General features: G+C 65.5%; 22 protein-coding genes and 1 riboswitch. Of the genes, 17 read left to right on the forward strand and 5 right to left on the reverse strand.

Annotation, left to right across the window (positions count from 1 at the left end; translation table 11 throughout):
- Positions 1–84 precede the first annotated feature (84 nt).
- Positions 85–492 carry a heavy-metal-associated domain-containing protein gene (locus tag GUV69_RS19350; protein ID WP_164205360.1) on the reverse strand — a complete coding sequence of 136 codons (408 nt, stop codon included), beginning with the start codon at positions 490–492 and terminating at the stop codon, positions 85–87.
- 277 nt (positions 493–769) lie between these two features.
- Here GUV69_RS19350 and GUV69_RS19355 point away from each other — a divergent pair, with 277 nt between their 5' ends.
- The 4 genes from GUV69_RS19355 to GUV69_RS19370 all read left to right on the forward strand — a co-directional run bounded on the left by GUV69_RS19355 (position 770) and on the right by GUV69_RS19370 (position 3,450).
- Positions 770–1,465: a PAS and ANTAR domain-containing protein gene (locus GUV69_RS19355; protein WP_164205362.1), complete on the forward strand. Its 696-nt coding sequence runs from the start codon at positions 770–772 to the stop codon at positions 1,463–1,465.
- Between the two features lie 85 nt (positions 1,466–1,550).
- The gene (locus tag GUV69_RS19360) at positions 1,551–1,919 is read left to right on the forward strand and encodes an ArsR/SmtB family transcription factor (RefSeq protein ID WP_164205364.1); all 369 of its coding nucleotides are present in this window, start codon (positions 1,551–1,553) and stop codon (positions 1,917–1,919) included.
- Positions 1,916–3,031, forward strand: a complete 1,116-nt coding sequence (locus tag GUV69_RS19365; protein ID WP_164205365.1) for a cation diffusion facilitator family transporter — start codon at positions 1,916–1,918, stop codon at positions 3,029–3,031. The genes GUV69_RS19360 and GUV69_RS19365 overlap by 4 nt, the downstream gene beginning before the upstream one ends.
- 17 nt (positions 3,032–3,048) lie before the next feature.
- Complete coding sequence (locus GUV69_RS19370; protein WP_164205367.1) at positions 3,049–3,450, forward strand: hypothetical protein; 402 nt, start codon at positions 3,049–3,051, stop codon at positions 3,448–3,450.
- 70 nt (positions 3,451–3,520) lie between these two features.
- On the opposite strand, the gene GUV69_RS19375 is transcribed toward GUV69_RS19370, so the two are convergent.
- The 3 genes from GUV69_RS19375 to GUV69_RS19385 all read right to left on the reverse strand — a co-directional run bounded on the left by GUV69_RS19375 (position 3,521) and on the right by GUV69_RS19385 (position 7,087).
- A complete protein-coding gene (locus GUV69_RS19375; protein WP_164205369.1) occupies positions 3,521–4,858 on the reverse strand; it encodes an MFS transporter in 1,338 nt (445 codons plus the stop codon).
- A gap of 98 nt (positions 4,859–4,956) precedes the next feature.
- The gene (locus GUV69_RS19380; protein ID WP_164205371.1) at positions 4,957–5,964 is read right to left on the reverse strand and encodes a PDR/VanB family oxidoreductase; all 1,008 of its coding nucleotides are present in this window, start codon (positions 5,962–5,964) and stop codon (positions 4,957–4,959) included.
- Positions 5,965–5,992: 28 nt separating this feature from the next.
- On the reverse strand, positions 5,993–7,087 hold the full coding sequence (locus GUV69_RS19385) for an aromatic ring-hydroxylating oxygenase subunit alpha (protein ID WP_164206798.1): 1,095 nt from the start codon (positions 7,085–7,087) through the stop codon (positions 5,993–5,995).
- 164 nt (positions 7,088–7,251) lie between these two features.
- On the opposite strand from GUV69_RS19385, the gene GUV69_RS19390 reads away from it, so the two are divergent.
- The 12 genes from GUV69_RS19390 (at position 7,252) to purU (ending at position 21,287) form a co-directional block, all read left to right on the forward strand.
- Positions 7,252–7,851 carry a PadR family transcriptional regulator gene (locus GUV69_RS19390; RefSeq protein ID WP_164205372.1) on the forward strand — a complete coding sequence of 200 codons (600 nt, stop codon included), beginning with the start codon at positions 7,252–7,254 and terminating at the stop codon, positions 7,849–7,851.
- Positions 7,852–7,909: 58 nt separating this feature from the next.
- Complete coding sequence (locus tag GUV69_RS19395; RefSeq protein WP_164205374.1) at positions 7,910–8,494, forward strand: histidine phosphatase family protein; 585 nt, start codon at positions 7,910–7,912, stop codon at positions 8,492–8,494.
- A gap of 69 nt (positions 8,495–8,563) precedes the next feature.
- Positions 8,564–8,953, forward strand: coding sequence for a LapA family protein (locus GUV69_RS19400; protein WP_164205376.1), 390 nt, complete (start codon positions 8,564–8,566; stop codon positions 8,951–8,953).
- Positions 8,954–9,159: 206 nt separating this feature from the next.
- Positions 9,160–9,257, forward strand: a riboswitch (glycine riboswitch).
- A 163-nt stretch (positions 9,258–9,420) separates the two neighbouring features.
- A complete protein-coding gene (gcvP, locus tag GUV69_RS19405) occupies positions 9,421–12,273 on the forward strand; it encodes an aminomethyl-transferring glycine dehydrogenase (RefSeq protein WP_164205379.1) in 2,853 nt (950 codons plus the stop codon).
- An 11-nt stretch (positions 12,274–12,284) separates the two neighbouring features.
- Positions 12,285–13,397 (forward strand): glycine cleavage system aminomethyltransferase GcvT, encoded by a 1,113-nt coding sequence (gene gcvT, locus GUV69_RS19410; protein ID WP_164205381.1) that lies wholly within the window; start codon positions 12,285–12,287, stop codon positions 13,395–13,397.
- A 234-nt stretch (positions 13,398–13,631) separates the two neighbouring features.
- Entirely contained in the window at positions 13,632–14,015 is a 384-nt protein-coding gene (gene gcvH, locus GUV69_RS19415; protein ID WP_164205383.1) for a glycine cleavage system protein GcvH, read from the forward strand.
- A complete protein-coding gene (gene glyA / locus GUV69_RS19420) occupies positions 14,012–15,316 on the forward strand; it encodes a serine hydroxymethyltransferase (protein ID WP_164203418.1) in 1,305 nt (434 codons plus the stop codon). The genes gcvH and glyA overlap by 4 nt, the downstream gene beginning before the upstream one ends.
- Positions 15,317–15,527: 211 nt before the next feature.
- Positions 15,528–16,940, forward strand: coding sequence for an L-serine ammonia-lyase (locus tag GUV69_RS19425; RefSeq protein WP_164203421.1), 1,413 nt, complete (start codon positions 15,528–15,530; stop codon positions 16,938–16,940).
- A gap of 13 nt (positions 16,941–16,953) precedes the next feature.
- The gene (lipA, locus tag GUV69_RS19430; RefSeq protein ID WP_164205385.1) at positions 16,954–17,964 is read left to right on the forward strand and encodes a lipoyl synthase; all 1,011 of its coding nucleotides are present in this window, start codon (positions 16,954–16,956) and stop codon (positions 17,962–17,964) included.
- Between the two features lie 163 nt (positions 17,965–18,127).
- Positions 18,128–18,955: a methylenetetrahydrofolate reductase gene (locus GUV69_RS19435; protein ID WP_244292789.1), complete on the forward strand. Its 828-nt coding sequence runs from the start codon at positions 18,128–18,130 to the stop codon at positions 18,953–18,955.
- Positions 18,945–20,432, forward strand: coding sequence for a D-serine/D-alanine/glycine transporter (gene cycA, locus GUV69_RS19440; protein ID WP_164205387.1), 1,488 nt, complete (start codon positions 18,945–18,947; stop codon positions 20,430–20,432). Before GUV69_RS19435 ends, cycA begins: the two co-directional genes overlap by 11 nt.
- On the forward strand, positions 20,433–21,287 hold the full coding sequence (gene purU / locus GUV69_RS19445; protein WP_164205389.1) for a formyltetrahydrofolate deformylase: 855 nt from the start codon (positions 20,433–20,435) through the stop codon (positions 21,285–21,287).
- Between the two features lie 112 nt (positions 21,288–21,399).
- Here purU and GUV69_RS19450 read toward each other — a convergent pair whose 3' ends face one another.
- The gene (locus GUV69_RS19450; RefSeq protein ID WP_164205391.1) at positions 21,400–22,149 is read right to left on the reverse strand and encodes a GAF and ANTAR domain-containing protein; all 750 of its coding nucleotides are present in this window, start codon (positions 22,147–22,149) and stop codon (positions 21,400–21,402) included.
- A 167-nt stretch (positions 22,150–22,316) separates the two neighbouring features.
- On the opposite strand from GUV69_RS19450, the gene GUV69_RS19455 reads away from it, so the two are divergent.
- Positions 22,317–22,574 carry a type II toxin-antitoxin system Phd/YefM family antitoxin gene (locus tag GUV69_RS19455; protein ID WP_164205393.1) on the forward strand — a complete coding sequence of 86 codons (258 nt, stop codon included), beginning with the start codon at positions 22,317–22,319 and terminating at the stop codon, positions 22,572–22,574.
- The last annotated feature ends 99 nt before the right edge of the window (positions 22,575–22,673 follow it).

Here is a 22,673-nt window from a genome sequence, read left to right on the forward strand (position 1 = left end):
CGCCATGGCGGGCGTCGCCACCATGGCGGCCGTCGCCCCCGTGCCCGGCAAGGCCGCTGTGGCCGGTGTGGTCTGTGTGATCTTTCATGACTCCTCCTCCAGGCCGGGGCCGGCAGGAATGAAGATGTAGCCGGCTGAGCTGACTGCCTTCTGTACCGCTGAAGCGTCAACGGCGCCGGCCACCACAAGGCGGGAGCGCCCGCCGGCGACGAGGTGGACCGAAGCGTCCTCAACGCCCGGCAGGGCGGAGACGGATTTCTCGACCGCCTGAACACAATGCCCGCAGGTCAGGCCTTCAACCGTGAATTGGGTCTTCCCGACGGCGGTGCCTCCGTTACCAGGGATCCCGGCGTCGGTCCTTCCCGCTGCGCCGGCGGAGGCGCCGGAGCCCGCTGCGGGTGGGCAGCAGCTGCAGCCTGCAGCGGCTGCGCCTACCAGTGGCAGCTGCAGCCGTTCCGAGGCTGCGCCGGTGCGATGTTCAGTTCCACACATGTGAGTTCCATTCCTTCGGAGAGGATCAACTGGTGCTGGGATTGAACGGCTGTGAAAGCTGGTGCCTGGGCGCCCGCCGGGACATACCACGTCACTGACAACACTCACAAGATACCCCCGGGGGGTATGCTGTGTCAAGAACCTCAAGCCTCTCCCGATCGCCCCGGAAGGCGCAAATGAGGCCCGGCTGGCTACCGATTGGACGGACTTCGTGTCCATACTGGAAGGCACACCAGCTACCAAAGGCGGCAGCCGGATACAGTTTGGAGGTGTCCTGATGGCCAAGCTCAACAGCCCCATGACCTATTCCAGCGCCCTCGGAGACAGCCCGTGCCTGGCCGGCACCTTCAAAGCCAGGTTTCCCGAGCAGACCGTGGAGTGGTCTGACGCGATGTTCCAGATTCACGGCTACGAGCGCGGTGAGGTGGTGCCCACCCTGGATCTTCTGTACTCCCACAAACATCCCGATGACAGGCGGCGGTGCCAGGAGATCGTGGCCAAAGTTTTGCAGACCGGCGGCTATTTCTGCATGTACCACCGGATCATCGATGCTCAGGGAAACATCCGCCATGTCCTTACCTCCGGCGACGCGATCCAGGATAAGGACGGCACGGTGACGGCGCTGGAGGGCATTCTGCTGGACCTGTCGTCCACGCTGCGGCGGGAGACGGAGCAGATAGCCCGGGAAGCCGTTGTTGCGGCCACGGCCACCCGCAGCATCATCGATCAAGCCCGCGGCATTCTGATGGGCAGGCTGCTGGTTGGTTCCGGGGATGCCTTCCGGATGCTTGTAACCCACAGCAGTCACCGCAACGTGAAGCTCGCGGCGGTAGCGGCCGAGATAGTCCGCCTGGCAGAGCTGCCGGGACGGCCCGCCGAGCTTGATGCCGCACTCCGGGAATTGGGGGTACGCCCGAATTCGGGGCGGCGCACGCGGAAGGGCACACACCTCGGCCGTCGTTCCGCCATATGACAGCACCGGCCGCTCCCGGGCTGTAAGGCGGCCCGGTGCCGGGAGCCGGTAGATATTGCGTGCCAACCTATGTAAGTATCTGCGTATGAATGCAGATATGCACGCCTCCGCGCATGCGCCTGACAGCCAGTACGTCGAGCTGGCAGTGGAGGTCTTCGCGATGCTGGCCGACGCCACGCGGGTGCGCCTGATCCTGGCCCTCCGCGACGGCGAGCTGCCCGTCAACGCGCTCGCCGCGATCGCCGGAAAGTCGGCCCCGGCCGTGTCCCAGCACCTGGCCAAAATGCGGCTGGCCCGGATGGTGTCCACCCGCCAGGAAGGAACCAAGGTCTTCTACCGGCTGCAGGACGGCCACGCCTGGCAGCTGGTGGCCGACGCCATCCACCAGGCCGAGCACTCCCTGGGGACGGCCCCGCACCATGGCATGGCACCCCACGCCGGGCAGGAAAAATGAGCCGCAAACCAGCGGAAGCGGGTCACACGCAGGAGGAAACGCCCGACGGCGGCCCTCACCAGAGCGGGGATGCGCACCACGGGCACGGGCACGGTCACTCCCACGACCACCACCACGAGCACGAGCACGGGCATCACAACCATCCCGCCGATCATCACCACGCGACCGGACTCAAGGGCTGGCTCCAGGAGGTATTCGTTCCGCATTCCCACGACTCCGCAGACTCGGTGGATGACGCCCTGGAGAGCAGCGCCCAGGGCATCCGGGCCGTCAAAATCTCCCTGCTGGGACTCGGCGCAACGGCGCTGTTCCAGCTGGCCATTGTGCTGGTCAGCGGGTCGGTGGCCCTGCTGGCCGACACCGTCCACAACTTCTCCGACGCCCTCACCGCCGTCCCGCTCTGGATCGCGTTTGTCCTGGGACGCCGGCCCGCCTCCCGGACGTTCACCTACGGCCTGGGCAAGGCCGAGGACCTTGCGGGCCTGTTCATCGTGGCCATGATCGCCCTCTCGGCGGTGGTGGCGGCAGTGGAATCCATCCGCCGTTTCTTCGAGCCGCAGCCCGTCCATAACCTGGGCTGGGTGCTGGCCGCCGGCCTCGTGGGCTTCGCCGGCAACGAGCTGGTGGCCATCTACCGGATCCGGGTGGGCCGCCGGATCGGCTCAGCGGCTTTGCTGGCGGACGGCGTCCACGCCCGGACGGATGGATTTACCTCGCTGGCCGTGGTCGCGGGTGTCATTGGCATCTGGCTTGGCTTCCCGCTGGCCGATCCCATCGTGGGCCTGCTTATTTCGGCGGCGATCGGCGTCCTGCTGTGGGGCACGGTGCGCGACGTCGGCCGCCGCCTCCTGGACGGCGTCGACCCCGCCCTGTCCGACCGGCTGGCCGCACTGGTCACCGAGAACGCGCCGGAGGGAAGTTCCTCCCGGCTGCGGTGGAGCGGGCACCGGCTGCACGCGGAAATCACCGTCCCGGCAGGTGCCGGTACGCACCTGGGGGAGTTTGCCGTCGTGGTCCAACGCCTCGAAGCGGCAGCGCGCGGATCCCTGCGCAATCTCGGTTCGGTGACCGTGGTCCCCCTCGTGGACGGCGTCCCGCAGCGGGGGCGGTAACGGGTTAGGTTCGAGCCATGGGGAACGAACCGCTTAGCTTGACCATGCGCGTGGACGACTGGCTGTTCATCGACGCGACCATCGACAACACAGTGTCGATTGCTGCCACGGACGGCAACGATTCCGTGGTCCGGCAGGGGAGGGGCATCCGCGAAGCAGGCTGGGCGGCAACCCGGGCGCACCCGCGCCGCCACGATGGCTGGGGCGGCTGGCCGCCCACGGACGACCAACTCACCGTGGCGCTTCCGGAAGATGCGTGGCGGTTTGTGGTCCGGGAGCTGCACCGCTGGGAGCAGGTAGCGTCCGACGCCGGCGCTGCCGCCCCTGCCGAGGACGGGGAACCGGGCGTCGGGGTGCCCGAGTCGCGGGGCCTTGAGGTGGCGCGGCGACTTTCGGCGCGCCTCGACGGAGTGGAGTAACGCCGGTTTAAAGAGCCAGGCCCCCGACGCACGTGGATGCGGTCGAGGGCCCGGCGCAATGGTTCTCTGATCAGACTCCGGTGAGTTCTTCCGCGGATGCCGTGCTCTTGACGGGCTCTTTGGAGCGGATCATGCCGACCGCGACGGCGCTGATGAGCACCACCGCACCGACGGCGAGATAGAGCTGCACGGCGGACCAGGATGCATCAAGCAGGGCACCGGTGATCAGCGGGGCAATGATGGCTCCGATCCGTCCGATGCCGATGCCCCATCCGACGCCCGTGCTCCGGACCGAGGCCGGGTAGAGGGAAGGGGCCAGCGTGTACAGGCCGGCGATGCAGCCGTTGATCAGCATGCCCACGAGGACGCCTGCACCCAGGGCGAGCACGATGATGGAGGCAGACGAGATGAATACAACGATCATGACGGCCGCGAGCACGGTGAAGGCCACCAGGACAATCTTGCTGTTCCACTTGGTGGCCAGGACGCCGTAGAGGACCGCGCCGAAGATTCCGCCCAGGGTGAGCATAAGGCCGCCGGTGATGCCCTGGCTTTCCGTCATGCCCGCGGTGACCAGCAGCCGCGGGGTCCAGCTGTTGACGAAGTAGAAACCGAACATTGTGGTGAAGAACGCCACCCAGAGCAGCAGGGTGGAGCGCCGGTTGGCTGGAGACAACAGGTCGGAAACGGGGTTGGTTTTTGCCTTGGCGACGGTCTTGACATCGGGGAGGGCCGCGACCTCGGGGTGCCCCAACTTGCGGGCGATCCGGTTGAGGCGGTCCAGGACGTTGCGGGGCCGCTTGGTGACGAGGAAGTCCACGGATTCGGGCAGGAGGAACAGCAGGACCAGCAGGATGCTGAGGGTGGAGACGCCGCCGAAAACGAAGACGGAACGCCAGCCGTACTGGCTTTGGAGGTAGACGGCGGCGGCGCCGCCAAGGGTTGCCCCGATGCCGTAACCGGCGGTGTAGATGCTGATGCTCAGGCCGCGGCGTTTTTTGGAGGAGTATTCGCTGGCGATGACGTTGGTGCACGCAAGGATGCAGCCAACGCCCAGTCCTGTCAGGAGGCGCCAGATGCCCAGCTGCTCCATGGTGGTGGCCGTCGCCGCCAGCAGCATGCCGGCGCCGGCCGCGCCCACCGATGCGATGATCATGGGGCGCCGTCCGATGATGTCTGCCAGCGGGGCGAGGCAAAGGGAGCCGATGGCCATGCCCACCAGCCCCGCGCTGAGCAGGATGCCCAGTTCGGAGCCGGTCAGGCCAAACTCCTTGGTGACGCCGTTGGCCGTGAAGGCCATCGCCAGTACGTCGAAGCCGTCGAGGGCATTAAGCAGGACACACATGCCGATGATGGCCCACTGATAGGGCGACATCTTCGAGGTGTTGATACGTTCACGCAGATCCATGGCATCTTCCTTGAAACCTAGGGGCTCCCCGGCGGGAGCTAAAGCTGTTGACGGCTGCACGGGATGCGGGCAGCCCTGATGGGGCCGATCAGGTGGGGCTAGGACACGTCGATGGTGACGACGGCGGGCCTGCCGGGTGAGTCGGTACGGGAACCTGTGGCGGAGCTGACGGCCCGTGAGACGCAGCAGCACATCTTCTCCTGGGCATGTTGCTGCCGTTCGCTGTAGAAAACGTCGCGGTGGTCCACGGCGCCGTCCAGGTTCAGGATGCGGACTTCGCAGAGCCCGCACTCACCCTTGCGGCAGTCGAACATCATGTCCACGCCGGCGTCCTCGAGTGCCTCGAGCATGGAGCGGCCCTGCCCGACTTTGGCTTCGACGCCCAGCCGTGGGATGCGGACGACGAATTCCTCGGGGTCGTACCAGCCGGAGTTTCCGAACGTTTCGTAGCGCAGGTCCGGCAGTGCCAGTTCGCGTTCGGTCCAGCCGCGGCGGACCGCATCCATCAGCCGGATGGGCCCGCACATATAAAGTTCGGTGCCGGGATCGATGCCGCCGATCAGGGCATTGACGTCAAGGCTGCTTCCCTCGTCGTCGACGTGGACCTGGAGCCGGTCCCCGTGCAGGTCCTGCAGGTCCGTCAGATAGGCCATCGCGGCACGGCTTCGGCCCGCGTACACCACGGTGTAGTCGGCCTTGACGTTACGAAGGACCGCGGCCATGTTCGCGATGGCGGTAATTCCGATGCCACCGGCCAGCAGGACGTACCGCTCTGCCCCGACACGCAGCGGAAAGTTCTGCAGGGGCTGGGTAATCCGGAGTGTGTCACCCGGCTTGAGCGTGTGCATAAAGACGGACCCGCCCCGGGAGACGGGAGCCTTGAAGACGCTGATGGCGAGGGTGTTTCCGCCGTCGAGGGATTCCACCACAGAGTAGGAGCGCTTCTCCTGCTCGCCGTTGATGGTGACGGTCAGGTCGATGTGCGAGCCGGGCTCTGCATGCTTGGGTGCTGACGGTTCCAGTTCAATGCGCCGGATGCCTGCGGCCACATCCGTGACGGCCACGACCGTTGCGGACTGCCAGACTTCGTTGTTGGTTGCTGCCATTGTCGTGTTCCTTGGGTCTTTGGCCGTTTTAGAGAGCCGCCGCGAGGCGGCCCTCTGCCTGGAGCATGCGCTCGATCAGCCTGCGGACCCACATGCCGCCGGCGTCGATGTTCAGGCTGTAGAACTCGTAATCCGGGTTGGCGTCGATTGCTTCCTGCTGGGCCTTCAGCATCGCTTCGTCCTCCCCGAACACGCCGTGGACGCCGTTGCGGAGCTGGGTGGTGATGAGCTGGCTGTCCAGGCAGTAGTTGCGCATGAACGCCCAGAAGTAGTGGCAGGACTTGGCGGTCTCCGGGCTGATGGTGTTCATGACGTAGCCGTTGACGCCCTGGCTGCGGTCGCCGTCGGGGGCTCCGGTGCCTGCCTTGGCAACGCCAACGTCAATGCGGATCGTGGAGGGCGCCTCGAAGCGGATGATCTGCCAGCGGTCCACCTTGCCTTCGAAACCGGGGAACTTGTCCCGCATGTTCTTGAGCCAGAACGGCGGGGCGTCGATGTTGAGCATCCACCGCGAAACGGTAACGGTGCGGTCATCGTGGGTGACCACGAACTCGGACTCGCTCAGCTCTTCCTGGCCGATGCTGGAGGCGTGGACAAATTCCTCGTGGGTGAGGTCCATGAGGTTGTCCAGGACCAGCTGGTAGTTGCACGGAGCGAAAATGGTCTCACCGTCGCCTGCCCAGTCCTGGCTGTCCATCTGATGCATATCCGGCACAAGGCCGGGATCCGCCTGGGTGGGGTCGCCAAGCCAGACCCACACGAACCGATGACGCTCCACCACCGGGAAGGACGGGACGGTCGCCGAGGGGTTGATGCTCTCCTGGGCCGGCATGGACGCACAGCGGCCCGCAGAGTTGTAGACGATGCCGTGGTACGGGCACTGGATGCCGTCCTTGCCCACGGTCTTTCCCATGGACAGCGGGGCAAGCCGGTGCCAGCACGCATCCGCCAGGGCGACGGCCTTGCCATCCTCGGTGCGGTACAGCGCCAGGGGGCGGTCAGCGATTTTGCGCGCCATGGGTTTGCGGGTGACCTCGTGGTCCCAGGCAGCGACGTACCAGGCGTTCAGGGGATGGCCGAGGACCTTGTTGGTGGTGGAACTGCTGGACTGAAGCACAGTCATCATTGACCTCTTTCTGATGCCCGGCGGCGCTGCTCACGCTGCATGCCGGACGCATGAAGATTTTCTGGGGGGTGCCCTCAACTATCTATGTCCATAGTTGGTGGCTTGGATCACACACTAGCTATAGATATAGTTAGTTGGCAAGACCCTGAAAGGATTTACCCGTGAGTCTTCGTTACGCGCTTCTGGCTTTGCTTTCCGTGGAGCCCATGACCGGTTACGACCTGGCGAAGCGATTTGAGTCCTCGGTTGCCTTCGTCTGGCATGCGCCTGATTCGCAGATCTATCCGGAGCTGCGGAAGATGGCAAAGGAGGGGCTGCTGCAAGCCGAGGAGGTTTCGTGGGGGCCCCGCGGCAAGAAGACGCAGTACCGGATGACCGACGACGGCCGGGACGCGTTCCGTACCTGGATGCACGAGCCGCTGGAGTACTCCCGTGAGCGCGATCCCGTGCACCTGAAGGCCGCCTACCTGGAGTGGGCGGAACCCGCTGTGGCGCGGGAGCACATGCGGGCCCATATCGACTATCACACGATGCGTCGCGATCAGTGGGCGGACATGATCACCGAGTTGCGGGCAGGAACAAACGAGATGTTGAGCAAACGGCTGGCTGCCACCCCCGAAGCCGACCGTCAACGCACTATCGAATACAAAGTCTTCACTTACGAAGGCCTGATTGCCCGCGCGGAGACGGAAATCGAATGGGCCAAGCGGGGGCTCAAGCTGATCGATGCGCTCTCGGGATCTGCGCCGCACCAGGATTGAGGGCCGGGGCAGGTCGCCCTGTGCCGGCAGCCTCCCGCCGTCGGGGACAATGGAAGGCATGACCCTCACGACGTTCGCCCTCGTCCGCCATGGCCAGACTGACTGGAACGCGCAGCGCCGCCTGCAGGGCGCCACTGACATTCCGCTGAACGACGTCGGCCGCGGCCAGGCGCGCGAGGCCGTCGCCAACCTTTCGGGCCATGACTGGGACGCCGTGGTGACCTCGCCCCTGAGCCGTGCCGCGGAAACCGCCAACCTGATCGCCGAGGGGCTTGGCCTGAGTGTGGCCCGGCACGTCCCCGCGCTCACGGAGCGTAGTTTCGGCCGGGCGGAAGGGCTGCAGGCGGGCCCCGAACTGGAGGCCCTGCGCATTCCGGGCGGCTTCCAGGGCGCCGAGAGCGAAGATGCCGCGGCGAGCCGCGGGCTGGCCGCACTGGAAGAGCTGGCCGAGGAGTTCCGCGGCAGGCGCGTCCTGGTTGTCGCCCACGGCACCCTCCTGCGGGTAAGCCTCAGCCGTGCCATCGGCCGCACCCTGCACAGCATCGACAACGCCGTGCTCAACCTCGCCCACCACCACGTCCGCGAGGGTTGGCAGCTGGAGTACTACAACGGCCAGCCGCTGGCCGCCGAAGTCCAGGCCTGACCCGCACCACCCGCTTTGCCACCGGCCCGGTTGCCCCCGAAAGCTCCTGCACGGGGGGACAATAGTGGTATGAGCTCAGAAGAACCGCTTCGACCTTCAGACGTGCCTCCCGCTCCGCCTTCCCAGCCCTCGGAACGGTCCGCCGCGTCTGGTTCGCCGGCTCCCAGGACCGCGGCTCCCAAAACTGCCGCTGACAGGACCCGCATCACCCGGGCCGCAGTCATCTGGAGTGCGGTGGCGGTCAGCCTGGCGGTGCTGGTGCTCCTGATCATCTTCTTTATCCAGAACCAGGACATGGTTGCCGTCAGGTTCCTCGGCTGGGAGGGCAGTCTCGCCCAGGGTGTGGCTTTCTTCATTGCTGCCGTGGGCGGCGGAATCCTTGTGGCCATCGCCGGCGGAGCCCGCATCCTGCAGCTGCGCCGCAACGAACGACGGCGGGGCAAGGGCACCGAAGCGTAGCCCGCCAAAGGAGCGGCGGCGTCATCGTCGATCGATTGCTCCGTAGAGGTCCTTTTCGAGTCCCAAAAGGGCCCCTGCGGAGCAACCGATGCCGGGGGAGGGTGACGCCCGTCTCATCATGACCTGCGCGCGCCCCGGGAAATTGCTTGCGGACGCTGTTCGCGGTAAGCTGTGAGGCGTGTCACGGACTATGTGGCACATGCTTTTGATCTGCGGCGGGAGAGTTCTGCCGGTACGTTCAGCAGGCGCCGTAGGAGCAAATCCTCCCCAGGAATCTCTCAGGCCCCCGTACCGCCGCGGTTAGGCAACTCTGGAAAGCAGTCCGGCAACGGGCTCACCGACGGTGCAAGCGAAATCCTGCAAAAGCAGGTCGACGCGGAAACTCTCAGGTTCCCTACAGAGTGGGGAGGAACCCGAATCAATGTGGCGTACCCAGCGGACGCCACCTGAATTATGGAGTTCCTTTCATGACAGTTCAGTCGTCCCCCACTACTTTTGCCGACCGGCATATCGGTGCGCGCAGCCAGTCGCACATCGAAACAATGCTCAAGGCCGTCGGTTACGACACCGTTGATGGCCTCGTTGACGTTGCCGTCCCCGACTCCATCCGCCAGGCCAAGCCGCTTGCCCTCCAGGACGCCCTGAGTGAGGTTGAGGTCCTGGCTGAGCTGCGGAAGCTCGCGGGCAAGAATAAGACGGCTGTGCAGATGATCGGCCAGGGCTATTACGACACGGTCACCCCTGCGGTGATCCGCCGGAACATTCTTGAAGCGCCGGCCTGGTACACCGCGTACACGCCGTACCAGCCCGAGATTTCCCAGGGCCGGCTTGAGGCGCTGCTGAACTTCCAGACCATGGTCCAGGACCTGGTGGGCCTGCCCATCGCCAATGCCTCCCTGCTGGATGAAGCCACCGCCGTGGCTGAGGCCGTCCTGATGATGCGTCGGGCCAACAAAAACAAGGCTGCCGTGGACGGCAAGACCGTCCTGGATGCCGATGTCATGCCGCAGACCATCGCGATCGTGAAGGGCCGCGCCGAGGCCCTCGGTTTCGAGGTGGAGGTTTCTGACCTGTCCAAGGGCCTGCCCGAGGGTGTCATCAACGGCATCGTGCTGCAGCAGCCCGGCGTGTCCGGCCGCGTGTTCAACCACGCCGAGGTCATCGCCGCTGCCAAGGAGCGCGGTGCTCTGGTCACGGTCGCGGCGGACCTGCTGGCGCTGACCCTGATCATCCCTCCGGGTGAGCAGGGTGCTGACATCGCGGTCGGTTCCACCCAGCGTTTCGGTGTCCCGTTGTTCTTCGGCGGCCCGCACGCGGCCTACATGGCGGTGGCGATGGGGCTGGAGCGGTCCATGCCCGGCCGCCTGGTGGGTGTGTCCAAGGACGACGCCGGTGTTCCGGCGTACCGTCTGGCGCTGCAGACCCGTGAGCAGCACATCCGCCGGGAGAAGGCGACCTCGAACATCTGCACGGCGCAGGCCCTGCTGGCCATCGTGTCCTCGTTCTACGCCGTCTACCACGGCCCGGACGGGCTGAAGGCGATCGCCGAACGCGTCCACAACCACGCCCGCGCCCTCGCCACCACGCTGAAGGTCGCCGGCCGCGAACTGGCCACCGGGACCTTCTTCGACACCGTCACCGTGTCCGTCCCGGGCAAGGCCGGCAAGGTCATCGCCGCCGCCGAAGCACGCGGGATCAACCTGCGCCACATCGATGAGGACACCATCGGTGTGTCCGTTGATGAAACCACGACGGCGGATGTCCTGTCCGCTGTTGCCGTCGCCTTCGGCGCCGGCCCGGTAGTCGAGGCCAAGGGCTTCGAGCTGCCCGCAGAGGTGCTCCGCACCTCCGAATTTATGCAGCACCCGGTGTTCAACACGCACCGGTCCGAGACGCAGTTGCTGCGTTACATCCGGAAGCTCTCGGACCGGGACCTGGCGCTGGACCGGACCATGATTCCGCTGGGTTCGTGCACGATGAAGCTGAACGCGACCGCTGAGATGGAAGCGATTTCCTGGCCGGAGTTCGCCTCGATTCACCCGTTCGCCCCTGAGTCCCAGACCGTGGGCTGGCGCGAACTCATCAAGGGCCTGGAAGACGATCTGGCAGAGATCACCGGCTATGACCAGGTCTCGTTGCAGCCGAACGCCGGGTCCCAGGGCGAACTCGCCGGGTTGTTGGCGATCCGCGGTTACCACCGGGCCAACGGCGACGCGCAGCGCAACGTCTGCCTGATCCCGGCCTCCGCGCACGGCACGAACGCCGCGTCCGCGGTCCTGGCCGGCATGAAGGTCGTTGTTGTCGCCACCGCGGCGGACGGCACGATTGACCACACGGACCTGTACGCGAAGATCGAGGCGCACAAGGACGCCCTCTCCGCGATCATGATCACCTACCCCTCCACCCACGGCGTGTACGACGCGGACGTGACCGAAATCTGCGACGCCGTGCACGCTGCGGGCGGGCAGGTCTATGTGGACGGGGCGAACCTGAACGCCCTCGTTGGCCTGGCGCAGCCGGGCAAGTTCGGCGGGGACGTCTCGCACCTGAACCTGCACAAGACCTTCTGCATCCCGCACGGCGGCGGCGGACCCGGTGTCGGCCCGGTCGCGGCCAAAGCACACCTGGCCCCGTTCATGCCCGGGGACGCGAACAAGGCAGCCCACCAGGAGGGCCACGGCGTGGCCATCAGCGCGTCGAACTTCGGTTCCGCCGGTGTCCTGCCGATCTCCTGGGCGTATGTGAAGCTCATGGGTGCCGAGGGTCTGAAGGAAGCGACGAAGTCGGCGCTGCTCGCGGCGAACTATGTTGCGGCCCGCCTGAACGAGTACTTCCCGGTCCTCTACACCGGTGAGGGCGGGCTGGTGGCGCACGAGTGCATCCTGGACCTGCGCGAACTGACCGCCAAGACCGGTGTGACGGCCGAGGATGTGGCCAAGCGCCTGATCGATTACGGTTTCCACGCCCCCACCCTGGCGTTCCCGGTCGCGGGCACCCTGATGGTGGAGCCCACCGAGTCCGAGGACCTGGCCGAGATCGACCGGTTCATCGACGCGATGATCACCATCCGCAAGGAAATCGATCAGGTGGCTGCCGGTGACTTCACCGTGGAGAACTCGCCCCTGCGCAACGCACCGCACACCGCGGCCGCCGTCGTAAACACGGACTGGAGCCGCGAGTACTCCCGTGAGCAGGCCGTCTTCCCCGTCCACCACCTCAAGCAGGACAAGTACTTCCCCCCGGTCGGACGCATCGATGGCGCCGGCGGAGACCGTAACCTCATCTGCTCCTGCCCGCCGCTCTCCGAGTTCGAAAACTAAGGATTCCGATCATGACTGAGAAGTACACCGCTCTCTACGAAGAGCACAAAAAACTCGGCGCCTCCTTCACCGATTTCGGTGGCTGGCAGATGCCCCTGAAGTACAGCTCCGAGCTCGCCGAGCACCACGCGGTCCGCAAGGCTGCCGGCCTGTTCGACCTCTCCCACATGGGCGAAGTCTGGGTCACCGGCCCCGCAGCCGGCGAGTTCCTGGACTACGCCCTCGTGGGCAAGCTCTCCGCCGTCGCCGATGGCAAGGCCAAGTACTCGCTGATCTGCAACCCCGACGGCGGCATCATCGATGACCTGATCGTCTACCGCTTCGGCGACGAGAAGTACCTCGTGGTCCCCAACGCGGGCAACGCCCCTACCGTCGCCGCCGCTCTCGCCGAGCGCGCAGCGGACTTCGACGTGAAGGTTGAGGACGCTTCCGCAGCAACCTCGCTGGTGGCCGTCCAGGGTCCCAAGGCCGAGGCCATCCTGCTCAAGCTGACCGATGAGGCCCAGCACGCGCTGGTCACCGACCTGAAGTACTACGCGTTCAACGAGCTCACCGTCGCCGGCCACAACGTCATCCTGGCCCGCACCGGCTACACCGGCGAGGACGGCTTCGAGCTCTTTGTACCGAACGACGGCGCCGCGGACCTGTGGGCGAAGGTGGCCGAAGCAGGGGAAGAGTTCGGCATCATTCCGTGCGGCCTCGCGTCCCGCGACTCGCTGCGCCTGGAAGCCGGCATGCCGCTGTACGGCAACGAGCTCTCCCTGGAACGTTCACCGTTCGATGCCGGCCTCGGCGGCGTTGTGGCGCTCAAGTCCAAGGAAGGCGACTTCGTGGGCCGCTCCGCCCTGGAAGCCTCCAAGGCAGCCGGCTCCAAGCGCAAGCTCGTGGGCCTGAAGGGCCTCGGACGCCGCGCCGGCCGTGGCGGCTACCCGGTCCTCAAGGACGGCAACGTCGTCGGAGAAGTCACCTCGGGCCAGCCCAGCCCCACGCTCGGGTACCCTGTTGCACTGGCCTATGTCGACGTCGAGCACGCCGAACTGGGCACCGCACTGGACGTCGACCTGCGCGGCAAGGCAGAGCCTTTCGAGGTCATCGCCCTGCCGTTCTACAAGCGCCAAAAGTAGTCCCTCCGGGGGCTGGGTCCGGAACCGGCAACCCGGAGTTTTCACGCGTGCTGCTCCTTCGTCGCTTTGACGCACGCTTTCGAAAACCCCGGGTCGCCGGCCCCTCGGCCCCACCCCCCACCGAACGCTCTCTCACTTAATGTGGGTTTTGGGCGAACGCTCTCTCACTTAATGTGGGTTTTGGGCGAACGCTCTCTCACTTTCCGATACCTCCAAACTTAAGGAACACAAGACATGGCCAAGGTTGCCGCTGAACTGAAGTACTCCGCTGAGCACGAGTGGATCGCCGCTGATGGAGACGGTCCTGCCGTGATTGGTGTGTCCGCCGTTGCTGCCGAAGCACTGGGCGACATTGTGTACGTGGACCTGCCCGAGGTTGGCTCCACTGTGACCGCAGGGGACACCTGTGGCGAGATCGAGTCCACCAAGTCCGTCTCTGACCTGTACTCCCCGGTCACCGGCGAGGTCACCGAGATCAACGACGAAGCCGTCAGCGATCCCGCCCTGATCAACTCCGATCCGTACGGTGCCGGCTGGCTGTTCAAGGTCACCGTGACCGAAGAAGGCCCGCTGCTCTCCGCCCAGGAATACGCCGAGGCGAACGGCGGCGAACTGTGAGCACGGCAACCACAGCTTTCGAGCAGGTAGTCTCCGCCAGCCTGGACGCGGACCTGTCCGCGCTGGACCCGGAAATCGCCGTCAAGATCAACGACGAACTGGGCCGCCAGCGTGACGGCCTGGAAATGATCGCCTCCGAGAACCACACCGCCGTTGCTGTCATGCAGGCGCAGGGCTCGGTCCTGACCAACAAGTACGCCGAGGGCTACCCGGGCAAGCGCTACTACGGTGGCTGCGAGCACGTTGACGTCATCGAGCAGCTGGCCATCGACCGCGTCAAGGCACTCTTCGGTGCCGAGTTCGCCAACGTGCAGCCGCACTCCGGTGCACAGGCCAACGCCTCGGTGATGCACGCGCTGATCAAGCCGGGCGATACCATCATGGGCCTGAACCTGGCTCACGGCGGGCACCTCACGCACGGCATGAAGATCAACTTCTCCGGCAAGCTCTACAACGTGGTCCCGTACCAAGTCCGCGAAGACACCCACACCATTGATATGGCCGAGGTGGAGCGCCTGGCGCTGGAGACGAAGCCGCAGCTGATCGTTGCCGGCTGGTCGGCCTACGCCCGCCAGCTGGACTTCGCCGAGTTCCGACGGATCGCTGACCTGGTGGGCGCTTACCTGATGGTGGACATGGCGCACTTCGCCGGCCTGGTGGCAGCCGGCCTGCACCCGAGCCCGGTGCCGCACGCCCACGTTGTCACCTCCACCACGCACAAGACCCTCGCCGGTCCGCGCGGCGGCATCATCCTCTCCAACGATCCCGCGATCGCCAAGAAGATCAACTCTGCTGTCTTCCCGGGCCAGCAGGGCGGACCGCTGGAGCACGTCATCGCCGGCAAGGCGGTGGCCTTCAAGATCGCCGCCACGCCGGAGTTCAAGGAACGCCAGGAGCGCGTCCTGTTGGGTGCCGGCATCCTGGCCGACCGCCTGGTCCAGCCGGACGTCACGGCCAAGGGAATCTCCGTGATTTCCGGCGGCACCGACGTCCACCTGGTCCTGGTTGACCTGCGCAACTGCGAGCTCGACGGCCAGCAGGCCGAGGACCGCCTGGCCGCTATTGACATCACCGTCAACCGCAACGCCGTGCCGTTCGACCCGCGCCCGCCGATGGTCACCTCCGGCCTCCGCATTGGCACCCCCGCCCTGGCCACCCGTGGTTTCGGCGAGGCAGCGTTCCGTGAAGTTGCGGACATCATCGCCGAGGCACTGATTGCCGACGCCGACGCGGACCTTTCCGGTCTCCGTCACCGGGTTGAGGCTCTCGCCGCAGCCCACCCGCTGTACCCGGGGCTCTAGCAACCCCGGTGCCGGCGGACCGGACTTTTCACGCGTGCTGCGCCCCACCGTCCCCCTAGCCTCGCAAGCTCGGCCAGGGAACCCTGACGGTGTGGGCCCAGTTCCTCGCTTTGACGCACGCTTTCGAAAAGTCCGGCTCCGGCCGGCACCTCGTGCGGCACCGTGTACTGCGGTGCCGCATCACGAAGAATTAGTTAGTTAGGAAATGCACATGGCCGTTGGAGTCTTTGATTTGTTCTCCGTCGGGATCGGGCCTTCGAGCTCGCACACGGTTGGGCCCATGCGGGCTGCTGCCGTGTTTGCCGAAGAGCTCCGGGGCGCCGGCGTCCTGGAGAAAGTGGCGGGGCTGCGGGTGGACCTGTACGGGTCGCTCGCTGCAACGGGCCACGGCCATGGCACCATGACGGCCATCCTGCTGGGCCTTGAGGGGTTCCACCCCGAAAAGATCCTGCCGGCCGAGGTGGAGGAGCGGCTCGCCGCGATCGCCGAGACCGGGATGCTGAACCTTGCCGGCGCCGGTGAAGGGGGAGGCGTGCAGCTTCCCTACGGCGTGAAGGACATCATCCTGCGCCCGCTGACCATCCTGCCGCGCCACACCAACGGCATGACGTTCACGGTCACCGACGAAAACGGCGAGGAGCTGCACAAGGCCACGTTCTTCTCCGTCGGCGGCGGCTTCATTGTCCGCGAAGGCGAAGAGGACGCGGCCCTGAAGGAGCTCGACGAGTCCAAGAAGGAGCTGCCGCTGCCCTTCCGCACCGCGGCGGAGCTGCTGGGCCGGTGCCAGTCCAAGGGCCTGTCCATCGGCGAGATCATGTTCGTCAACGAACGTGCCTCCCGCACCGAGGAAGAGATCCGCGAGGGGCTGCTGCACATCTACTCCGTCATGGAGGAGTGCGTGGAAGTCAGCCTCAAGCGCGAGGGGCTGCTGCCCGGGGGACTGAAGGTCCGCCGTCGTGCGCCTGACTGGCACGAACGCCTCCTCAAGGAGGACAAGGACCGGGACCCCAAGTACTGGCAGGAATGGGTGAACCTGATCGCCCTGGCGGTCAACGAGGAGAACGCGTCCGGCGGCCGCGTGGTCACCGCCCCCACCAATGGCGCGGCCGGCATCATCCCCGCGGTACTCTATTACGCGCTGCATTTTGCGCCCGGAATGGATAAGGCAACGCAGGAAGACCGCGACGACGTTGTGGTCAAGTTCCTGCTCGTGGCCGGTGCCATCGGGGTGCTTTACAAGGAGCAGGCGTCCATTTCGGGCGCCGAGGTGGGCTGCCAGGGCGAGGTGGGCTCGGCGTCGTCGATGGCGGCGGCAGGGCTTGCGGAGGTCATGGGCGGCACACCGCAGCAGGTGGAGAACGCCGCGGAAATCGCGATGGAACACAACCTGGGCCTGACGTGCGATCCGATCGGCGGCCTGGTGCAGGTTCCCTGCATCGAGCGGAACGCCATCGCGGCGGCGAAGGCCATCAACGCGGCAAAGATGGCGCTCTGGGGAGACGGCACGCACCGCGTGTCCCTTGACGAGGTGATTGTGACCATGCGGGAAACCGGCAGGGACATGAGCTCCAAGTACAAGGAAACAGCCATGGGCGGCCTCGCCGTCAACGTAGTGGAATGCTAAGGAAAGAGTACTGATGACACTGGCACCAGAAGGCCGGAAGCTGCTGCGCGTTGAGCAGCGTAACTCCGCTGTACCCGTGGAGCGGAAGCCGGAGTGGATCAAGGCCAAGGTCCAGATGGGTCCTGAGTATGTCCAGCTCAAGAACCTGGTCAAGAAGGAAGGCCTGCACACGGTCTGTGAAGAGGCCGGCTGCCCGAACATTTTTGAGTGCTGGGAAGACAAGGAAGCCACGTTCCTGATCGGCGGGTCCGAGTGCACCCGGCGCTGTGATTTCTGCCAGATCGATACCGGCAAGCCTTCCCCGGTGGACATGTTCGAGCCCACGAAGGTGGCCCGGAGTGTCCAGGCCATGCAGCTGCGCTACGCCACCGTGACCGGGGTGGCCCGCGATGACCTCGCCGATGAGGGGGTGTGGCTGTACGCGGAGACGGTCCGGAAGATCCATGAGCTGAACCCGGGCACCGGGGTGGAGCTGCTGATCCCGGACTTCTCCGGCAAGCCCGAGCACATCGCGGCGATCTGTGATTCCAAGCCCGAGGTGTTCGCGCATAACGTCGAGACGGTGCCGCGGATTTTCAAGCGGATCCGGCCCGCGTTCCGGTACGAGCGGTCCCTGGATGTCATCACCCAGGGCCGGGCCCTGGGCATGGTGACCAAGTCCAACCTGATCCTGGGCATGGGCGAGACCCGCGAGGAAATCTCCGAAGCCCTGCGGGATCTGCACGAGGCCGGCTGTGACCTGATCACCATCACCCAGTACCTGCGCCCGTCCGAGCGGCACCTGCCGGTGGACCGCTGGGTCAAGCCCCAGGAGTTCGTTGACCTCCAGGACGAGGCCAACGAGATCGGGTTCCTCGGCGTCATGTCCGGGCCCTTGGTCCGGTCCTCCTACCGGGCCGGCCGGCTCTGGGCCACCGCGATGCGCAAGAAGGGCTGGGAAATCCCCGCCGAACTCGCCCACATCGAGTCCTCCGGCAGCACCCGCCAGGAAGCCAGCTCCCTGCTGGCCGCCCACGCCAGCTGACCCGCGCCGGCTGACCCGCACCGGGTGACCCGCGCCGGGTGACCCGCGCCGGCTGACCCGCACCGGGTGACCCGCGCCGGGTGACCCGCGCCGGCAGCACGAGCTGAACCGCGCCCGCTGAACCGCGCCCAAAACACGAGCCGATACCCAGAAAGGACCAACGGTGTTCCCTACAAGAATCGAAATCATCCCCTCAACCGGGATCGTGGACCTGATCCAGGAATTGGTTCCCCGAACCACCACACTGACCATGACCTGCCTGCCCCACCATGGCATCGAACGCACCGTGCGCGCCTCGGTGGAGCTGGCCGCGCTCGGCTACAAGGTCGTCCCGCACCTGGCTGCACGCAGCCTGCAGAGCCGGTCCGAGCTGACCGGCATCCTCCGCGACTGCGATGTGGCCGGCATCAAAGAAGTGTTTGTGATCGGCGGTGACCGGAAGAACTCGGCCGGCCCGTACGAGTCCGCGCTGCCGGTGCTCGAAGACATCGCCCAGTACACCGGGGGCATGATGCGCGCCGGCGTGGCAGGCTACCCGGAGGGCCACCCGACGGTGGCCGCCCTGGACCTCCTCGATGCCCTGCAGGACAAGCAGTACCTTGCCACGAGCGTTGTCACCCAGATGTGTTTCGACGCCCCGAAAATCCTCGATTTCGCGGCGCTCCTGCGCCGCGAAGGAGTTGACCTGCCCGTCTGGGCGGGTGTGGCGGGGTCCGTGCCGCGGACCAAGCTGGTGGCACTTGCCACGAAGATCGGCGTCGGAAGTTCCCTGAAGTTCCTTAGCCGCAAAGGGCCGCTGGCGCGCAAGCTCCTCAGCGGCGACCGCTACTCACCCGACCCCCTGGTGGCGGCGCTGGAAAACCAGCCCGGCATCGCAGGGATCCATCTTTACAGTTTCAACAATCTGGACGCGGTTCCCAACGAAGCGGCCGCGTCTTCCACAAAAGCACTCCAGCCAGAATTGATTCGAGGAGCAGCACGTGACATCTAAATCCACCGTTTCCCAGGAAACACCCCACCTTGAGCGCCAGCTCAGCAACAGGCACATCCAGCTGATCGCCATTGGCGGCGCAATCGGCACGGGCCTGTTCATGGGCTCAGGCAAGACCATTTCGGCGGCCGGCCCGTCCGTCATCTTCGTCTACATGATCATCGGCTTTATGCTGTTTTTCGTTATGCGGGCCATGGGCGAGCTGCTGCTCTCCAACCTGAACTACAAGTCCTTCAGCGACTTCGCTGCCGACCTCCTGGGCCCGTGGGCCGGCTTCTTCACCGGCTGGACCTACTGGTTCTGCTGGGTGATCACGGGCATCGCGGACGTCATCGCCATCGCCGCCTACTCGGAGGAACTGTGGCCGGGCGTGCCGTTGTGGATCCCGGGCATCGCCACCGTGGTCATCCTGCTGGTCCTGAACCTCGCAACGGTGCGGGCGTTCGGTGAGACCGAGTTCTGGTTTGCGCTGATCAAGATCATCGCCATCGCCGCGCTCATCATCGTGGGCCTGTTTATGATCTTCAGCGGTTTCCAGTCCGACGCCGGCCCTGCCACCTTCACCAACCTGTGGAGCCACGGCGGCATGTTCCCGAACGAATTCATGGGCTTTGTTGCCGGCTTCCAGATCGCCGTGTTCGCCTTTGTGGGTATTGAACTCGTTGGCACCACCGCCGCCGAGGCCAAGGACCCGGAGAAGAACCTGCCCAAGGCCATCAACTCCATCCCCATCCGCGTCCTGCTCTTCTACGTAGGCGCCCTCATCATCCTGATGTCCGTCACCCCGTGGACCCAGTTCCAGGCCGGCCACAGCCCGTTCATCGCCATGTTCTCCCTGGCGGGCCTCGGCGCCGCGGCCACCATTGTGAACCTGGTGGTGCTCAGCTCGGCCATGTCCTCGGCCAACTCCGGCATCTACTCCACCTCCCGCATGGTCTACGGCCTGGCCCAGGAAGGCGACGCGCCGGGCGTGTTCAGCCGGCTCTCCACCCGCAAGGTCCCGCAGAACGCCCTGTTCCTCTCCTGCATCCTGCTGCTCTCCGGCATCGTCCTGATGTACGCGGGCAAGGACATCGCCAAGGCCTTCGACATGGTGACCACAGTGGCCGCCGTCTGCTTCGTGTTTGTCTGGTCCATCATCCTGGCCAGCTACCTGAAGTTCCGCTCACGCCGCCCGCACCTGCACACGGCGTCCAAGTTCAAGATGCCCGGCGGCATCCCCATGGTCTGGCTGGTGTTCGCGTTCTTCGCCTTCGTCCTGTGGGCCCTGACCACGCAGCCGGACACGCTGACGGCGCTCCTGGTCACGCCCATCTGGTTCGTCATCCTCGGCGTCGCCTGGTTTATCCTGCGCAAGCGCCCGTCCCACCTGGCCCGCTACGCCGAGTTCCAGAAGGCCCTCGCCGGCGAGAAGGTTGTTGCCGACGAGAAGGCCGCTGCCGAGCTCGCCGATGCAAAGGCTGCACGGGAGAGCTAGATGGAGACCGAACACGTCCTCACAGTCAACTGTGCCGACTCGCCGGGCATCGTCCACGCGATCACGGGGTTCCTGCTGGACCACGACTGCGACATCATCGACACCAAGCATTTCGGTGACCGGCACGCCCGGCAGTTCTTTATGCGGGTGCACTTTGCTGCCGGGAAAAAGGAGTTCAGCACAGAGGAGCTGCGCAGCGACTTCGAACCCCTGGCCGGCGAGTGGAGAATGAACTGGCAGCTGGAGCCGCACGGCCGCAAGCGCCGGGTCCTAGTGATGGTGTCCAAGTTCGGGCACTGCCTCAACGATCTGCTGTTCCGGGCCCGCACGGGTGACTTGCCGGTGGACATCGTGGCTGTGGTGTCCAACCACACGGACCACGAGGACCTGGTCAAGTGGCACAACATCCCGTTCTTCCACCTGCCGGTCACCAAGGAGACCAAGCCGGCGCAGGAGGCGCGGCTGCTGGAACTCGTGGACGAGCTGGATGTGGAGCTGGTGGTCCTGGCCCGCTACATGCAGGTCCTCAGCGATGAGCTCTCGGAAAAGCTGACGGGTAAAACCATCAACATCCACCACTCGTTCCTGCCCAGCTTCAAGGGCGCGAAGCCCTACCATCAGGCCTACGACCGCGGCGTCAAAACCGTCGGCGCCACGGCCCACTACGTCAACGCCGAACTGGATGAGGGACCGATCATCGCCCAGCAGGTGATCGAGGTGGACCACACGCACACCGCGGAGGACCTGGTCCGCGTGGGCCGCGACGCGGAGTGCAAGGCGCTGTCCAACGCGGTGCGCTGGCACTGCGAGGGCCGGGTAATGCTCGACGGCGGGCGGACAGTCATTCTGCGCTGACCGTTCCGGCGCGTCCCCGCCCAACTAAGTAGCGCCAACTGTCGTTTTGAACCCTCAGAACGACAGTTGGCGCTACCTACATTGGGGGGAGTTGGGTGGGGACGCGAAAACCTCAGGCCCGCGCTTTGAAGTACGCGGCCGGCACCCCGCCGGGCATGACACGCAGGAGGTCTTCGGCCGCCTCGCGGACTGTGAGGTTCCGCTGCCTCGAGGTTTGGGTAAGGATCTGGAACGCCGTCTCGTAGGAACACTGGTTCCGTCCCATGATCACCCCGCAGGCTGTGTCGACTGCGGTGCGGGCGGCCAGAGTGGCGCGGTTCTCCGCGGACACTGCGAGATTTGCGCGGTATTTCAGCGCGAGCCGGAGGCTTTTGGCAGCCACGCCCGAGAAGATCAGGACCTTGCCGGCAATCTCCGGCGCGAACATGTTCGGGGTCGCGGAGTAGAGCGTCAGCGCGGCGGTGTACCCGCGTTCCAGTTTGAGCGGGATCGCGACGGCGGACCGGAAGCCTGCCGCCGTAAGGTTGCCGACGTACTCGGGCCACCGCTGGTCCGGGCGGCGGTGGTTGAGGACGATGGACAGCCGGCCGCCAAGTGCGCGTCCTGTGGGACCGGCGCCGGTGCGCTGGTCCCAGCGGGAAAGCTCGACGGCGGGACTCTCCCCGTGTGCCACCGTGCAAGGTGTCCCGTCCGGGCGCACCAGCGTCACGGTGCCTTCCACCGGCGAACCGGCAAGATCACTGACCGAACTGACAGTGATCCGGACCAGAGCCCGCGCCAGTGCGGCCTCCGAATGCCCATGGATGTCCAGCAAGGCTCCCGAACCGGAGCCAAGCCAGGTTTTGTGTTGTTCAATTAGCATGCGCGCCAAACCCCCAAAGTCGGTACCCCCACAGCATACGAACCTGAGTACTGGCGCACACGAGTAGTGAGTACTCGTTTTTTGGGACTGCCAATAACCTGGCCTTCGTACCTTTTCACGAGTTCGTAAGTTTTGTACGAAATGTACATTTCCGAGTACCTACAAGGATGGAAGTTGATCCCAACTCGGTCACTGTCGGCGCCCTGCGCGAGCACTTGCCTGATGTTGTCAACCGGGCAAACTACGGGCATGAGCGCGTTCAGATAACACGTCATGGCAAGCCGGTCGCTTTCCTGATAGGCGTTGAGGACTTCGCACGGCTGGAAGCGCTTGAGGACGCAGTTGAACTTGCGGAATTCCGTGCAGCCAAGGCCGAAGACGATGGCACTCGCGTCAGCCTGGCCGAGCTTCAGGCTGACCTCTAGGCGTGGCTGGCTACACGGTCGAATTGCTGTACGAGATCCATGACGAGGTGTTGACCGTCACCGTCGTGCGGGTTGCGCACAGGCGCGAGGTCTAAAAAA

It is taken from the genome of [Micrococcus luteus] ATCC 49442 (assembly GCF_010367585.1).
In the GTDB taxonomy this organism is placed as follows: Bacteria; Actinomycetota; Actinomycetes; order Actinomycetales; family Micrococcaceae; genus Arthrobacter; species Arthrobacter luteus_A.